This is a genomic window from Mesorhizobium sp. M0870, assembly GCF_040319775.1.
Classification (GTDB): domain Bacteria; phylum Pseudomonadota; class Alphaproteobacteria; order Rhizobiales; family Rhizobiaceae; genus Mesorhizobium.
Map to the genome: position 1 here is coordinate 225,407 of NZ_JAMYOI010000009.1, position 13,654 is coordinate 239,060.

Sequence of the window (13,654 nt, forward strand, 5' to 3'; positions counted from 1 at the left end):
GGATGGCCAGCCTCGAACAATATCATTCCAAGCGCGATTTCAAGAAGACCGCCGAACCGGCCGGCAAGGTTGCCCTGGCCAAGAAGGGCGAGGCCGGCGGCATCTTCGTCATCCACAAGCATGCCGCGACGCGGCTGCATTACGACCTGCGGCTTGAGCATGACGGCGTGCTGTGGAGCTGGGCGGTGACGCGCGGCCCGAGCCTCGACCCGCATGAGAAGCGGCTCGCCGTGCATGTCGAGGACCACCCGATCGACTATGCGCCGTTCGAGGGCACCATTCCCAAGGGCGAATATGGCGGCGGTTCGGTCATCGTTTGGGACGAGGGCACCTGGACCCCCGAGATCGACCCGGCCAAGGCGATGAAGAAGGGCCATATCAGCTTTGAGCTTGAGGGCCACAAGCTGCATGGGGCATGGCATCTGGTGCGGCTGAAGCCGCGTGCGGGTGAAAAACGCGACAACTGGCTGCTGATCAAGTCGGACGATGCCGCAGCGCGTCCTGGCGAGGACATCCTCAAGGAAGCGCCAGAATCGGTGAAGTCCGGCCTGACCATCGAGGAGGTCGGCGAGGGCAAGTCCGCAAAGGGTGAGAAGCCGAAAGTATGGCATTCCAACAAGCCGGCCGCCGGCAAAGCGAAACCCGGCAAACGCCTCGACTTCATCGAGCCGCAGCTGGCCACGCTGGAGCGCGATGCACCGCCGGGCAAGGACTGGCTGCATGAGGTGAAGTTCGACGGCTACCGCATGCAGGCGCAGATCGCCGGCACCGATGTGCGGCTGCTGACCCGGACCGGCCTCGACTGGACAAAGAAATTCGGCAGCGAGATCGTCGCGGAGCTGGCCGGGCTGAAGTGCAGCGACGCCATCATCGATGGCGAGGTGGTCGTGCTCGCCGACAGCGGCGTCTCGTCTTTCGCGCTGCTGCAGCAGGACCTGTCGGCGAAGCGGACGCATCGGTTCGTCTATTACGTGTTCGACCTGATGCGCCTCGACGGAAGGGATTTGCGCCGCGAGCCGCTGGTCGAGCGCAAGCAGGCCTTGCAGGAGCTGCTCGGCGAACAGTCCGACAATCCCGCGGCCCGCTTCAGCGACCATTTCTCCGAACCTGGCAAGATCATGCTGGAGCATGCCTGCCGCATGGGCCTGGAAGGCGTCGTCTCAAAGCGTGCCGATGCCCCCTATCGCAGCGGCCGAGGCCCGACCTGGGTGAAGTCGAAATGCACGGCGCGGCAGGAATTCGTCATCGGCGGCTATCTGCCGTCGGACAAGACCGGGCGCGGATTGCGCTCGATCCTCGTCGGCTTCCATGAGGGCGGCAAGCTGCATTATGCCGGCCGCGTCGGCACCGGTTTTTCGGGCAAGGGCGCCAATGAGCTGAAGGCAAAACTCGATGCATTGACGGCAAAAACATCGCCCTTCTCCGCCGCCGTGCCGAAGGGAAAGGGCCTGGTCTGGGTCAAGCCCGAGCTTGTCGGCGAAGTGGAGTTTCGCAGCTGGACCTCGGACCGTATAATACGCCACGCCTCGTTCCAGGGATTGCGCGAGGACAAGGCGGCGGAGGAAGTCGTGCAGGAAAAGCCCAAAGCGTCGACAGGCAAGCCATCGACAGGCGAGAGCACGGCCAAGCCGGCACCGGGTGGCAAAGCCGCTAGATCGATGACGACCACGGTAAAACTCTCGCATCCCGACAAGCTGCTGTGGCCGGACGAAAACATCTCCAAGCGGGGCCTGCTGGACCATTACGCGCAGGTTTGGCCGCGCATGGAACAGTTTGTCGTCAACCGGCCGCTCAGCTTGGTGCGGGCGCCGGACGGTGTCGGTGGCCAACGTTTCTTCCAGAAACATGCCTCGGCCGGCATGAGCGACAAGATCGCCCGCATGAAGGACCCTAGTGACGGCGAGGAGATCCTGTACATCCGGGATTTCGATGGTGTTGCCGCACTGGTCCAGTATGGCGTGGTCGAGATCCACATTTGGGGGTGCACGATCGATGAGATCGAAAAGCCCGACCAGATCATCTTCGATCTCGATCCCGATGAAGGTGTCGACGTGAAGGCGGTCCGCGAGGCGGCACTCGATATCAGGGGCAAGCTCGACGAGCTGTCGCTGCCGAACTTCGTCAAGACGTCGGGCGGCAAGGGCTTTCACGTCATGGTGCCGCTGAGACCAGCGGCGGATTGGGAGGAGGTCAAAACCTTCGCCCATGATTTCGCCAGGGCGCTGGAGCAGGGTGCCCCCGACCGCTACACGGCGACGCTGTCGAAAAAAGCGCGCACCGGAAAGATCTTCGTCGACTATCTGCGCAACGGCAGGGGCTCGACGACGGTCGCGCCCTATTCGTCGCGCGCCAAGAAGGGCGCCACCGTGTCGATGCCGGTGACCTGGCCAGAGATCGAGGCCGGCTTGGCGCCGAACGCTTTCCCGATCGGCGACAAGACGACGCTGAAGCAATTGGCGAAAGCCGATCCGTGGAAGGAGTTTTTCAAGCAGGGGAAGGTGTTGAAGCGGGGGTAGAGTTCGCCGCAATTTGCCAACGCAGCGATCCTTCGCGTACCCCCCTCTGGCCTGCCGGCCATCTCCTCCTCAAGGGGGAGATTATGCGCTCCACCGCTTTCGCCAACTATCAACGCTGTAAGGTGAGCGAAACGATGAAACTGCCAATCTCCCCCAAGAGGGGGAGATGCCCGGCAGGGCAGAGGGGGGCGTTGTCCCGCCGACGTCTCACGTCAAAAACACCCTCTCAAACGCCTGCCTACCCGGCGGCGAGAAGATCACCGCGCGGCTGTCCTTCTCGCGGCGCGCCCATTTCTCGGCAAGGATCTTGTCGAGGATGGCGGCGCCCAGTGTGCCGGCGAGGTGTGAGCGCCGCACGCTCCAGTCGAGGCAAGCGCGGCACACCGGCCGTCGCGGCTTGGTGTAGACGTCGATGCCTATCGCTGCGAAATGCGATGCGGCCGAAGGACCGAGCCTGATCTCCTGTTCGTCGCGGACCAGCACGTTTTTGGCGACGAGCCGATCGAGCATCGTCACCGCCTGCTCGCCAGCGAGGTGATCGTAGCAGACGCGCGCCACGCGCATGGCGCCATCGCGCGGACCCGGGCGCACACGCTTTGGACCGACGGCTTCCGCGACACCTGTGATGGCTTCGATCATGCCCGCCACCTGCGGTCCGGCGAGGCCGTAATAGCGATGCCGGCCCTGGCTCGCCACCGTGAGCAGCCCACCTTCCATCAGTTTGCCCAGGTGCGAGCTGGCGGTCGGCAGCGAGACGCCGGCCTCGAGCGCCAGCTCGCTCGCCGTCAGCGCCGTGCCGCCCATCAGGGCATTCAGCATGTTTGCCCGTGCCGGGTCGCCGACCAGGCTGGCGATGCGGGCGATGTCTGGTCCTTCGCGCATGGTTCGTTCCTCATCGAAGCATCCTTGTCAGATAATCACTATTCTCAGGTGAGATCAAGGAGACGACGATGGCCGCACGAACCGCTTTCCCCTCGGCGCTCCCCAGCCGACAATCGTTCCCGTTCGTCACCTGGTTGCGTTCGCGGCTGCTGGCCCGCTGGTATGACCGTCATCTGCAGCGCCTCGACCTTGCCGAGATCGACGATCATCAGCTGCGCGATCTTGGCCTTACACGGCAAGACGTGCGCCGCGAATGCGCGAAATCCTTCTGGCAGCCCTAGCAGGTCGGGCGGCAGGACGTTTCGATGCGGCTCGAACTATTGACGCAATCCCGAGGAGACCACAATGACCATCACTTGCTTCATCCGCTATGAGATCGACCCGTTCGGCAAGGCGGCCTTCGAGGAGTACGCCCGCAACTGGGGCCAGGCCATTCCACGCTGCGGCGCCGATTTGATCGGTTATTACGCGCCTCATGAAGGCTCGGCGACAACGGCCTATGCCGCCTACAACATCGACAGCCTGGCGGCCTATGAGGCCTACCGCGCGCGACTTGCCGCCCATCCCGCCGGCAAGGCAAACTACGAGTTTGCCAAGCGTGAAAGATTCATCCTCAAGGAGGACCGCATGTTCCTGAAGCACGTCTCGGGCCCGCACGCGAAACTGGTGCTGCCGTGATTGCCGTCATCTTCGAGGTCGAGCCGGCGGCGGGCAGGCGCGATGCATATCTGAGCATCGCCGCCGATCTGCGGCCGCTGCTCGACGGCATCGACGGCTTTCTGTCGATCGAGCGCTTCCAGAGCCTGGCCGATCCGAACCGCGTCCTGTCGCTGTCGTTCTGGCGCGACGAGGAAGCGGTCAAGGCCTGGCGCAGCACCGAAGAACACCGGCAGGCGCAGCAGGCCGGTCGTGGCGGCATCTTTGCCGGCTACCGACTGCGCATCGCCCATGTGGTGAGGGATTATGGGCTGACGGAGAGGGACGAGGCGCCTAGGGATAGCCGGGCGGTGAATGGGTGAGTGGTAGCCGATCGCCGCGCCGTCGCCCCCTCATCCGGCCGCTTCGCGGCCACCTTCTCCCCCAGGGGAGAAGAGTTGGCGCCGGCGCTGGTAGTCTCCTCTCCCCTCGGGGAGAGGTCAGCCGAGCGAAGCGGAGGCTGGGTGAGGGGGCGCTTTGCGGTTACGCATTCCCGATCAGCACGCCGGCCGCGAACACCAGGGCGCCGCCCAGCACCACCTGGAAGGCGGCACGCAGGAAGGGCGTCTGCATGTAGCGGTTCTGGACAAAAGCGATCGCCCACAGTTCGAAGAACACCACCACTGCAGCGACACCCGTCGCCGTCCAGAAGCTCGGAATGAGATAGGGGAGCGCGTGTCCGAGACCGCCCAACGTCGTCATGATGCCGACGGTCAAACCGCGCTTGATCGGCGAGCCGCGGCCCGACAGCTTGCCGTCGTCGGAAGCGACCTCGGTGAAGCCCATCGAAATGCCGGCGCCGATCGAGGCGGCAAGCCCAACCAACAGCGTCTGCCAGGTGTCATGCGTGGCGAAGGCGGCGGCAAAGATCGGCGCCAGAGTGGACACCGATCCGTCCATCAGCCCGGCCAGCCCTGGTTGCACATAGGTGAGGATGAACTGGCGCTGCTCGGCGGCGGTCTCTTCATCCTTCACTTCGCCCGGCACATGTTTCTGCTCCAGACGCTGCGCCAGGGTCTCATGGCCCAGTTCGGCCACCGCCAGATCGTCGAGCAGTTTTCGCGTCGAGGCATCCGCCGTGCGCTTGGCCGCCTCGACATAGAAAAGGTAGGCTTGCCGCTCCATCGCCTCGGCCTGGCTGCGGACGTGCTCGATGCCGAGCGGCCGGACCAGCCAGTCGGGCTTGCGCTCGTAATAGCCCTTCACATGTTCGCGCCGGATCAGCGGTATGCGCTCGCCGAACCGTTTGCGGAACAGCTCGATCAGCGCATCGCGATGGCCATCCTCTTCCTCGGCCATCTCCTCGAACACTTTTGCCGATTGCGGGAAGTTTTCCGTCAGGCCGTCGGCATAGGCGCGGTAGATGCGTCCGTCATCCTCCTCGGAGGAAATGGCCAGCGCCAGGATCTCCTGTTCGGAGAGCGATTCGAAGGGGCGGCGGCCGAAGCCGAAAACACGGGAAAGCATGAGGAATTCACCCTAGTTTAGAATAGTTCTAAACTAGGGTTTTGAACGCCTTCGGTCAATTGCGCGCTGGGTCGCGGTCAAGAATTGTTGAAGCCCCGCGCCCGCGGTGACCCTTCATTATCAGTGAATGTTCACCTATATTGCTGGACTCAAGCCAAGAACAAGGAACCGGCAGATGACGGCAAAACAGCCTCCGCACCCCTATGATCCCAAGCCCGTTCTCGATCTCATCGCCAGCATCGAGGCCGACCTGCAACGCCTGAAGGGGCTGGTCGAGCAGCAGGTCGAGAAATTCGATCCCGCCAACCCGCACAACAAGGCGCCGGACGGCAAACTGACCGAGGAGGGCGTCGAGTGCTGCTACCGCATGTTCGACGAGGGCAAGTCGCGCTATTCGGTCGCCCAGCAGATGAAGATCTCGTTTGCCGCCGCCAGCCACCGGTTCAACAACTGGCGCAAGCTGGGTGGGGGCAAGAGGCAGAGGACTTTGCTCGGATAAGTAGGGAGTTAACTGCCCATCTCGGCGCCGCCCCTCATTGCCCTGCCGGGCATTTCTCCCCGTAGAACGGGGAGAAAGACGCCGGCCGCAACCTCGGCACTCTTCCTGCAACGCTAGTGATTGGCGAAACCGTTGATGAAGGCCCCTCTCCCCGTCACTATACGGGGAGAGGATGCCGGCAGGCAGGTGAGGGGCGGCGCAAGCGCCGTTCATGACCCGCCAAACTTTGTAACGGTCACATTTTTTCATTGGTGCGCCGCCTCCCTTTGCGGGCATCATGAAGGGCAACATGTTTCCGCAGGACCCGCCATGACCACCCCTCCCGGCATCGCCGACATCCACGCCGCCGCCGCGCGTCTCTCCGGCCTGATCGTCGAAACCCCGTTGCTCGAATCGCAGGAGCTGAACAAGCGCTTCGGCGGCCGCATCCTGTTCAAGCCGGAGACGCTGCAGCGTACCGGCTCGTTCAAATTCCGCGGCGCCTACAACAAGCTGTCGTCGCTCGGCGAGGCGGAACGCAGCCAAGGTGTCGTCGCTTTCTCGTCGGGCAATCATGCGCAAGGCGTCGCCGCTTCGGCCGCGATGTTCGGCGTCAGGGCGGTGATCGCCATGCCTTCGGACGCGCCGGCGATGAAGATCGCCAACGTGCGCAAGATGGGCGCGGAGGTGGTCCCGTTCGACCGCTTTCGCGACGACCGCATGACCGTGATCCGTCCTTACATGGAGAGAGGCATGGTGCTGGTGCCGCCTTTCGACGATCCGGCCATCATTGCCGGCCAGGGCACGATCGGCCTCGAATTGATGCGCCAGGCAAAAACACTTGGCGTCGACCTCGACGCGGTGGTCGTTCCCTGCGGCGGCGGCGGCCTGACCAGCGGCATTTCGATTGCGGTCAAAGACGCCTCGCCTGACACCGCGGTCTGGGCTGTGGAGCCCGAGCATTTCGACGACACCCGCCGGTCGCTGGCCGCCGGTGCCAGGGTTTCGAACGAGCCCGGCTACGCCTCGATCTGCGACGCGCTGCTAACCGCCGAGCCTGGCGTGATCACCTTCGAGATCAACCGCAGGAACCTCACCGGTGGCATCGCCGTCTCGGACCAGGCGGCGGCTCAGGCGATGCGCGACGCCATGGCTTATCTCAAGCTGGTGGTCGAGCCCGGCGGCTGCGTGGCGCTGGCAGCACTGTCATCGGGCGAGATCGAACTGTCGGGCAAATGCGTTGCCGTGGTGCTGTCCGGCGGCAATGTCGATTTCGGCACTTATGCCGGGATCATGGCGGCTGCTTGAGACGGCGATGTCTAAGGGGATCTGATATGGAGTATCTGGCGACAGGCTCCGCCTTGGATCACTCCTCGCCCGCCGCCAAATCGTCGCCGCGCTGAGCATGATCATCTACCGCCCGCTCACGCGTTCCGAGCTGCCCGACGATACGGCATCCCTTGCCCGCACCCTCATCGGCAAGATCGTGGTGCGCGAACTGCCCGAAGGCATCGCCAGCGGCCGCATCGTCGAGACCGAGGCCTATGTGACCGGTGACGCCGCCGGACACGGTTACCGGGGGATGACCCCGCGCAACCGTTCGCTGTTTCTCGACGCTGGGCATGCCTATGTCTATCTCTCCTACGGCATCTCCTACATGCTCAATGTCTCGAGCGAGATGCCAGGGGTCGGAACCGGCGTGCTGATCAGGGCGCTCGAGCCGCTCGAGGGCATTGCGATCATGCGGGTCAATCGCGGCACCGAGCGCCTGCGCGACCTGGCGCGAGGACCGGGAAGGCTGGCCCAGGCGTTGCGGATCGATCGTTCGCTCGACGGGCTCGATCTTTGCCGCAAAGGCCAGCTATGGCTGGCACGCGATAGTGACGAGGCCGGCGAAATCGGACAGAGCGTCAGGATCGGCATTTCGAAGGATGCGGACCGCCTGCTGCGATTCTATGTCAAGGGAAGCGTGTTTGTCAGCGGCCCGAAATCGCTCAACGGTTAGTGGCAGTTACAAACCATGGAGATTGGCGGAAGCATTTCTCCCTTCGTCATCCACGGGCGGAGCAAGGAGCGAAGCGACGCAGCGCAGACCATAGGATGACGACGCCGCAAAGGCTGGTACCAAAACTGTGGAGGTCGTGCGGCGCCTAATCCAGCGTGCGCCTGAACCTTACCAGTGCCACGCCGGCAAACAAGGCCACGAACACCACCAGCCAGCCGATCTCGTCTGCCACCGCCGGCAGTTCGGCGCCCTTCAGCATCACGGCGCGGGTGATGCGCAGGAAATGCGTCAGCGGGAAGATCTCGCCGAAGATTTGCGCCCAGTCCGGCATGCCGCGATAGGGGAACATAAAACCCGACAGCATGATCGACGGCAGGAAGAAGAAGAAGGTCAGTTGCAGGGCCTGCATCTGCGTGCGGGCGATGGTCGAAATCGTATAGCCGAGCAGCACCAGCGCCAGCACGAAGATCAGCACGGCGGTCAGGAGCAGCGACATCGATCCGGTGAAGGGGATGGCGAACAGAAGCTTCGCCGCCGCCAGCACCACCACCATCTGCACGCCGCCGACCGCCAGATAGGGCAGCACCTTGCCCATCATGATCTCGAGCGGGCTGGACGGCATCGCCAGCAGGTTTTCCATCGTGCCGCGCTCGGTCTCGCGCGTCAGCGCGATCGAGGTCATCATCACCATGGTCATCTGCAGGATGACGCCGAGCAGGCCGGGCACGATGTTGTATTGCGAGATGCCTTCGGGATTGTAGCGCCGGTGTACGACGACATCGAGCTGACCCTTGGCGGCCTCGGCGGCGGCTTCCTGCGTGCCTTGCGCCCTCAGCAGCGCCTGACTGGCGACGGTGCCGAGCGTCGAGATGGCGCCGCTGGCCACCGCCGGGTCGGTGGCGTCCGCCTCGATGAGTATCTGCGGGTTGTTGCCGCTCTCCACCCTCCTGGCAAAATCGGCGGGGATGGTGACGACGAAGGCGACGTCGCCGCGCGATATCAGGAACTCGGCCTCGGCGGCACTTTGTGCGACATGGTCGAAACGGTAGTAGCCGGTGGTCTGCAGCGCCGCGACAATGGCACGCGTGTAGGGATCGTTGCTCGTCGCCACGAGTGCTGCCGGCAGGCTTTTCGGATCGTTGTTGATGGCGTAGCCGAAAAGCACCAACTGTATCAGCGGGACGCCCAGCATCATGGCGAAGGTGATGCGGTCGCGCCGCATCTGGATGAATTCCTTGATCAGCAGCGCGCCAAGCCGGGCGAAGGAAAAGACGCTGTTCATGCCATGTTGTCCTTCGAGCCGGACATGAACTGGATGAAGACGTCCTCGAGGCTGGTTTCGCCGGGCGAAACTTTCACGCCCTTGTGCTCTCTCTCGACATCGGCGAGCGCGGCTTCGAGCTTCTTCTTGTCAGAGCCGACGACATGCAGCGTCGCGCCGAACGGCGCCACCTGGTCGACGCCGGCGCGGCCCTGCAGCGCTTCGGCGATCTGATCGAGCCGCGGGCCCTGGAGGACGAAAGTGGTCAACCCGGCATTTTTCACCACTTCGGCGACAGTGCCGGTGGCCAGCATCTTGCCATAGGAGATGTAGCTGATGCGGTGGCAGCGCTCGGCTTCGTCCATGTAGTGGGTGGAGACCAGCACGGTCAGCCCGCCGCTGGCGAGGCGATGGATCTCGTCCCAGAACTCGCGCCGAGCCTTCGGGTCGACACCGGCCGTAGGCTCGTCGAGCAGCAGCAATTTCGGCTTGTGCATGATGCAGGCGGCCAGCGCCAGCCGCTGCTTCCAGCCGCCCGACAAGGTGCCGGCCAGCTGGTTGCGGCGCGACGTCAGGCCGAGGTCCTCCAACGTGCGCGCCACATGCTCTTCGACCGGCTTCAGCCGGTAGAGCCGCGCGACGAATTCGAGATTCTCGCCGATCGTCAGATCCTCGTAGAAGGAGAATTTCTGCGTCATGTAGCCGACTTCGCGCTTGATGCGCAGGCTCTCGGTGCGGATGTTGAAGCCGAGCACCGTGCCTTCGCCTTCGTCCGGCGTCAGCAGACCGCACATGATGCGGATGGTGGTGGTCTTGCCCGAGCCGTTGGGGCCGAGAAAGCCGACGATCTCGCCCTCGGCGACCGACATCGTCACATGATCGACGACGGTCTTGTCGCCAAAACGCTTGACCAAGCCATGGACGTCGATGGCGTTCATCTTGCGCTGTCCGCCAGATCGACATCGACGATCTGGCCCGGTTGCAGCGGGCCGGCATCGCCCTCCGGCCGCGCCTCGACGAGGTAGACCAGCTTTTGCCGGTTCTCCAGGGAGTAGATCACCGGCGGGGTGAACTCGGGATCCGGCGAGACATAGCTGACGCGCGCCTTCACATCCGGGCCGCAGCCGTCGCAATGGACGCCGAGCAAGGTGCCGACCTTGACCGAGGAGAAAGCGCTCTCTGGAATGTAGACGCTGAGCTTCACCGCGCCGTCGGGCAGGATCGAGATGACCGGCGCGGTCGGACCTGATGTGTCGCCCGGATTGCGGATGACATCGTTGACGCGGCCCGGCGAAGGCGCCGCCAGCACCCGTTTCGACAGCCGCCACTGCGCCTGCTCCAACGCGGCCTGCGCCTGCTTGACCTGATTGTCGGCGGCCTTGATCGTTTCGGGCCGTGCCGGCAGGCCGCCGACGGCGAGATTGGCATTGGCCTGGCCGACCTGCGCATTGGCCGTCTCGAGCGTGGCCGACGCGGTGTCGAAATCGGCCTGCGTGCCGGCGCCGCGCTTGAACAGATCGGCGGCGCGGTCGTATTTGCGCTTGGCGTCGGCGGCCTGGGCGCTGGCCATGTCGACCTCGGCCTTCAGCACGGCGATCTCTTCCGGCCGCTTGCCGATCTGCAGGTCGGCCAACTGCGCCTGGGCCTGGGCAAGGCCGGCCTGCGCCTGCGCAACCGCGATCTTGGCATCGGCACTTTCCAGCGTCACCACGGTCGTGCCAGGCACCACACGGTCGCCGCGCTTCACCGTGACGGTCTCGACCTGCGCCACCTCGATCGGCGCCAGCAGCACATAGTCGCCTTCGACATAGCCGACGGCCAGCGGGGCAGCCGGGGCACAGGCCGAGAAGAGCTGCGCGGCGAGCGGCAGCGAACACAGAAAGCTCATGGTCTTTGCCCCTTCATGCTTTGCTCTTTCTGAAAGCCAATATGGCCTTGAGATTACCCGATGTGACCGCCACCACCTTGGCCGCCTCGGCGGCGCCGATGTCTTTCCAGCCCATGCGGCGCATCACCGCCTCGCGGCCGATGCGGAAATAGATGACCTGGCCAATCAGCGTGAACACGGTGAGCCTTGTGGCCTCGCTTTCGGCGGGCTCGCCGGTCGCCTGTTCCCAGAGCTGGCACAGCCGGCGATGCGTCGGCTCGAAGACGCCGTCATAGATGCGGTCGAGGGCTGCCGTCGGATGCGAAAGCTCACGCAACAGGAACTGCACGATCTCGCCGGCCTGCGGGCTGGCCACGACAAAGCCGACCATCCGCTCCAGCGCCGCGAAGAGCAGCGTTTGCGCCGCCTCCGGATTGGCTGGTCCCGGCGCAGGCGCCTGTACATTGCCGAGCGCCTGGCCGGCTACACCCTGGATGGTCTCCACGATAAAGTCGGCGGCAGCGGCGCGAAGACCCTCCTTGCCACCGAAATGGTAGGCGATCGAGCCGATATTGGCCCGCGCCTCGGCGGCGATCTCGCGCGTCGAGGTGCCGTCAAACCCCTGACTCCCGAACAGTTTCAGCGCCGCGCGGACAAGCGCCGCACGCGTCATCTCGGCGGGAGATGCTTCGCGGCGAAGGTTTTTGGCATCGGGCTGCTCGATCATCTCGCGAGTTTAATCAATCGATTGATTAAAGTCAATTCACGAACGTCGATCCGTGTATGTCACCGTCTTGCCATGGGCAGCGGCAACCGCTTTAGTGCGCGGCCATGGGCAAGGAAGTCGAACGAAAATTCCTGGTCACCAGCACCGCATGGCGGGAGTTGGCCGAGGCCAATATCCGCATTCTTCAGTTCTATCTCGCTGCCGGCCCCGAGCGCACGGTGCGCATTCGCATCAGCGATGGCACTTCCGCCAGGCTGACGCTCAAATTCGGCAGCAAGGCGCGCGAACGCGACGAATTCGAATATTCGATCCCGCTGTCGGAGGCGGTGGAGATGCTGGACTTCGCCATCGGACGTGTCATCGAGAAGACACGTCACCATGTTAGGCACCGTGGCTATCTCTACGAAATCGATGTCTTTGGCGGTCCGCTTGCGGGACTTGTGATCGCCGAACTTGAGACGCCGGAGGACGTGCCGGACGATATGCTGCCTGACTGGCTCGGCCGCGAAGTCACCGGCGAGTCAAAGTTCTACAACGCGTCGCTCGCCCTTGGGGGGATACCGGAGATCGCCGCATGAGCTTTCGTATCGATCCGCGCCTGCCGCTGACCGGCGAGGTCAGGCGTATCCTTGCCGAGGAAATCGGCAAGGCGCTGCATCACCTTGACGCCGCACGGAGCCGGCCGGAACAGGCGCTGCACAAATGCCGCAAACGGCTGAAGAGCGCCCGCGCCCTGCTGCGGCTTGTTCGTTCCGGCGACGAAACGTTCTGTGAGACCGAGAACCAGTGCTATCGCAATGTGGCCGGCCTGCTTGCCGGTCCGCGCGAGGCGACTGCGCTGATCGAGACCATCGACCGGCTGGCGGCGAGCTTTCCCAAGGAGAGCGCCGACGATGGGCTTACTGCTGCGCGCGACAGGCTGATCGCGCGCCAGCATGAACTGCACGAAGGCAGCGGGCTCGAAGCGGCGATCGGCGCGGCGACCGCCGCTTGCGAGGATGGCCTCAAACGCATCGAAGCGCTGGCCTTGCCCGACCAGCCGGAACAGGCGGCCGACGTGCTTGCCGAAGGTGCCCGCGTCACGCTGCGCCGTGCCAGGAAGGCGCTCGACAAGGCCGGATCGCGGGGCGCGGCCGATGATTTCCACGATTTGCGCAAGGCCGCCAAGACCCACGGCATGCATCTGTCGCTGCTCGGCAGGCTGTGGCCGACACCGATCAAGGCCCGGCGCAAGGCGGTCGACGAACTGGGCGAGCGGCTGGGCGACCTGCACGATGTGCTGGTGATGCGCGCCCTGCTCGAGGCCGACGACCAGCCGCTCGGGCTGCCCGAGGACACGAAACTTCTGGGCAAGCTGTTGAAACGGTCGGAGAAGCAGCTGAAGAAGAGCTGCCTGGCTGAGGCGGCCGAACTGTTCGGCGACAGTCCCAAACGCTCGACACGCAAACTGGCCCGCAAGGCGCGCGACGATCTGGCTGCGCCGCCGGAAGAGGCCGCTGCGACGGCAAGCTGACTTGGCGCCTTTCCTCTCCCTCCGGAGGGGGGAGAGGTGGCGCTGCAAAGCAGCGACGGAGTGGGGGAAGCCATTCGTCAAACGCGCCGCCGCCTGCAAGACAGGCACAAACCCCGCGAGCAAGGTCGACCCCCACTCCGTCGAGCTTCGCTCGACACCTTGTATCTACACGAGAGAGATTTCGTGGGATTAGAGCGATTGAGCCAAGGTCCGGGCGGCCGCCCGGACCTTGGCTTGGCGAA

The 13,654-nt window shown here is 64.2% G+C and carries 15 protein-coding genes; 9 read left to right on the plus strand and 6 right to left on the minus strand.

The genetic code is table 11. From position 1 onward, the window contains the following. Positions 1-2 precede the first annotated feature (2 nt). Entirely contained in the window at positions 3-2,516 is a 2,514-nt protein-coding gene (gene ligD, locus NKH97_RS13975) for a DNA ligase D (RefSeq protein WP_023813498.1), read from the plus strand. Between the two features lie 207 nt (positions 2,517-2,723). Here ligD and NKH97_RS13980 read toward each other — a convergent pair whose 3' ends face one another. Beyond that, positions 2,724-3,398 carry an ArsR/SmtB family transcription factor gene (locus tag NKH97_RS13980; RefSeq protein WP_023813497.1) on the minus strand — a complete coding sequence of 225 codons (675 nt, stop codon included), beginning with the start codon at positions 3,396-3,398 and terminating at the stop codon, positions 2,724-2,726. A gap of 68 nt (positions 3,399-3,466) precedes the next feature. On the opposite strand from NKH97_RS13980, the gene NKH97_RS13985 reads away from it, so the two are divergent. From NKH97_RS13985 to NKH97_RS13995, 3 genes are all read left to right on the plus strand, one after another. Then, positions 3,467-3,679 (plus strand): DUF1127 domain-containing protein, encoded by a 213-nt coding sequence (locus tag NKH97_RS13985; protein WP_023813496.1) that lies wholly within the window; start codon positions 3,467-3,469, stop codon positions 3,677-3,679. A gap of 64 nt (positions 3,680-3,743) precedes the next feature. After that, positions 3,744-4,076, plus strand: coding sequence for an NIPSNAP family protein (locus tag NKH97_RS13990; RefSeq protein WP_023813495.1), 333 nt, complete (start codon positions 3,744-3,746; stop codon positions 4,074-4,076). Next, positions 4,073-4,417, plus strand: a complete 345-nt coding sequence (locus NKH97_RS13995; RefSeq protein WP_023813494.1) for an antibiotic biosynthesis monooxygenase family protein — start codon at positions 4,073-4,075, stop codon at positions 4,415-4,417. Before NKH97_RS13990 ends, NKH97_RS13995 begins: the two co-directional genes overlap by 4 nt. A 160-nt stretch (positions 4,418-4,577) precedes the next feature. On the opposite strand, the gene mbfA is transcribed toward NKH97_RS13995, so the two are convergent. Next, entirely contained in the window at positions 4,578-5,561 is a 984-nt protein-coding gene (gene mbfA, locus NKH97_RS14000) for an iron exporter MbfA (RefSeq protein WP_023813493.1), read from the minus strand. A gap of 175 nt (positions 5,562-5,736) precedes the next feature. Here mbfA and NKH97_RS14005 point away from each other — a divergent pair, with 175 nt between their 5' ends. The 3 genes from NKH97_RS14005 (at position 5,737) to NKH97_RS14015 (ending at position 8,044) form a co-directional block, all read left to right on the plus strand. Next, positions 5,737-6,060 (plus strand): hypothetical protein, encoded by a 324-nt coding sequence (locus NKH97_RS14005; protein ID WP_023813492.1) that lies wholly within the window; start codon positions 5,737-5,739, stop codon positions 6,058-6,060. A 309-nt stretch (positions 6,061-6,369) separates the two neighbouring features. Further along, positions 6,370-7,347 (plus strand): threonine/serine dehydratase family protein, encoded by a 978-nt coding sequence (locus NKH97_RS14010; RefSeq protein ID WP_023813491.1) that lies wholly within the window; start codon positions 6,370-6,372, stop codon positions 7,345-7,347. 97 nt (positions 7,348-7,444) lie between these two features. Next, positions 7,445-8,044: a DNA-3-methyladenine glycosylase gene (locus tag NKH97_RS14015; RefSeq protein WP_023813490.1), complete on the plus strand. Its 600-nt coding sequence runs from the start codon at positions 7,445-7,447 to the stop codon at positions 8,042-8,044. Positions 8,045-8,189: 145 nt separating this feature from the next. On the opposite strand, the gene NKH97_RS14020 is transcribed toward NKH97_RS14015, so the two are convergent. The 4 genes from NKH97_RS14020 to NKH97_RS14035 are packed head-to-tail and all read right to left on the minus strand — an operon-like array spanning position 8,190 to position 11,899. After that, positions 8,190-9,326 (minus strand): ABC transporter permease, encoded by a 1,137-nt coding sequence (locus NKH97_RS14020; RefSeq protein ID WP_023813489.1) that lies wholly within the window; start codon positions 9,324-9,326, stop codon positions 8,190-8,192. Further along, on the minus strand, positions 9,323-10,243 hold the full coding sequence (locus NKH97_RS14025) for an ABC transporter ATP-binding protein (RefSeq protein ID WP_023813488.1): 921 nt from the start codon (positions 10,241-10,243) through the stop codon (positions 9,323-9,325). Before NKH97_RS14025 ends, NKH97_RS14020 begins: the two co-directional genes overlap by 4 nt. Further along, on the minus strand, positions 10,240-11,193 hold the full coding sequence (locus NKH97_RS14030) for an HlyD family secretion protein (RefSeq protein ID WP_023813487.1): 954 nt from the start codon (positions 11,191-11,193) through the stop codon (positions 10,240-10,242). The genes NKH97_RS14025 and NKH97_RS14030 overlap by 4 nt, the downstream gene beginning before the upstream one ends. A gap of 13 nt (positions 11,194-11,206) precedes the next feature. Continuing rightward, positions 11,207-11,899 (minus strand): CerR family C-terminal domain-containing protein, encoded by a 693-nt coding sequence (locus NKH97_RS14035; RefSeq protein WP_352443167.1) that lies wholly within the window; start codon positions 11,897-11,899, stop codon positions 11,207-11,209. Positions 11,900-12,003: 104 nt separating this feature from the next. On the opposite strand from NKH97_RS14035, the gene NKH97_RS14040 reads away from it, so the two are divergent. Together NKH97_RS14040 and NKH97_RS14045 are read left to right on the plus strand one after the other, a co-directional pair. Further along, positions 12,004-12,477, plus strand: a complete 474-nt coding sequence (locus NKH97_RS14040) for a CYTH domain-containing protein (RefSeq protein WP_352776358.1) — start codon at positions 12,004-12,006, stop codon at positions 12,475-12,477. Beyond that, positions 12,474-13,412, plus strand: a complete 939-nt coding sequence (locus NKH97_RS14045) for a CHAD domain-containing protein (RefSeq protein WP_352443165.1) — start codon at positions 12,474-12,476, stop codon at positions 13,410-13,412. The genes NKH97_RS14040 and NKH97_RS14045 overlap by 4 nt, the downstream gene beginning before the upstream one ends. Positions 13,413-13,654: the final 242 nt, after the last annotated feature.

Coding starts and splice junctions, on each gene's coding strand:
- ligD (WP_023813498.1), top strand. CDS start 3: ATGGCCAGCCTCGAACAATATCATTCCAAGCGCGATTTCAAGAAGACC.
- NKH97_RS13980 (WP_023813497.1), bottom strand. CDS start 3,398: ATGCGCGAAGGACCAGACATCGCCCGCATCGCCAGCCTGGTCGGCGAC.
- NKH97_RS13985 (WP_023813496.1), top strand. CDS start 3,467: ATGGCCGCACGAACCGCTTTCCCCTCGGCGCTCCCCAGCCGACAATCG.
- NKH97_RS13990 (WP_023813495.1), top strand. CDS start 3,744: ATGACCATCACTTGCTTCATCCGCTATGAGATCGACCCGTTCGGCAAG.
- mbfA (WP_023813493.1), bottom strand. CDS start 5,561: ATGCTTTCCCGTGTTTTCGGCTTCGGCCGCCGCCCCTTCGAATCGCTC.
- NKH97_RS14005 (WP_023813492.1), top strand. CDS start 5,737: ATGACGGCAAAACAGCCTCCGCACCCCTATGATCCCAAGCCCGTTCTC.
- NKH97_RS14010 (WP_023813491.1), top strand. CDS start 6,370: ATGACCACCCCTCCCGGCATCGCCGACATCCACGCCGCCGCCGCGCGT.
- NKH97_RS14015 (WP_023813490.1), top strand. CDS start 7,445: ATGATCATCTACCGCCCGCTCACGCGTTCCGAGCTGCCCGACGATACG.
- NKH97_RS14020 (WP_023813489.1), bottom strand. CDS start 9,326: ATGAACAGCGTCTTTTCCTTCGCCCGGCTTGGCGCGCTGCTGATCAAG.
- NKH97_RS14025 (WP_023813488.1), bottom strand. CDS start 10,243: ATGAACGCCATCGACGTCCATGGCTTGGTCAAGCGTTTTGGCGACAAG.
- NKH97_RS14030 (WP_023813487.1), bottom strand. CDS start 11,193: ATGAGCTTTCTGTGTTCGCTGCCGCTCGCCGCGCAGCTCTTCTCGGCC.
- NKH97_RS14035 (WP_352443167.1), bottom strand. CDS start 11,899: ATGATCGAGCAGCCCGATGCCAAAAACCTTCGCCGCGAAGCATCTCCC.
- NKH97_RS14040 (WP_352776358.1), top strand. CDS start 12,004: ATGGGCAAGGAAGTCGAACGAAAATTCCTGGTCACCAGCACCGCATGG.
- NKH97_RS14045 (WP_352443165.1), top strand. CDS start 12,474: ATGAGCTTTCGTATCGATCCGCGCCTGCCGCTGACCGGCGAGGTCAGG.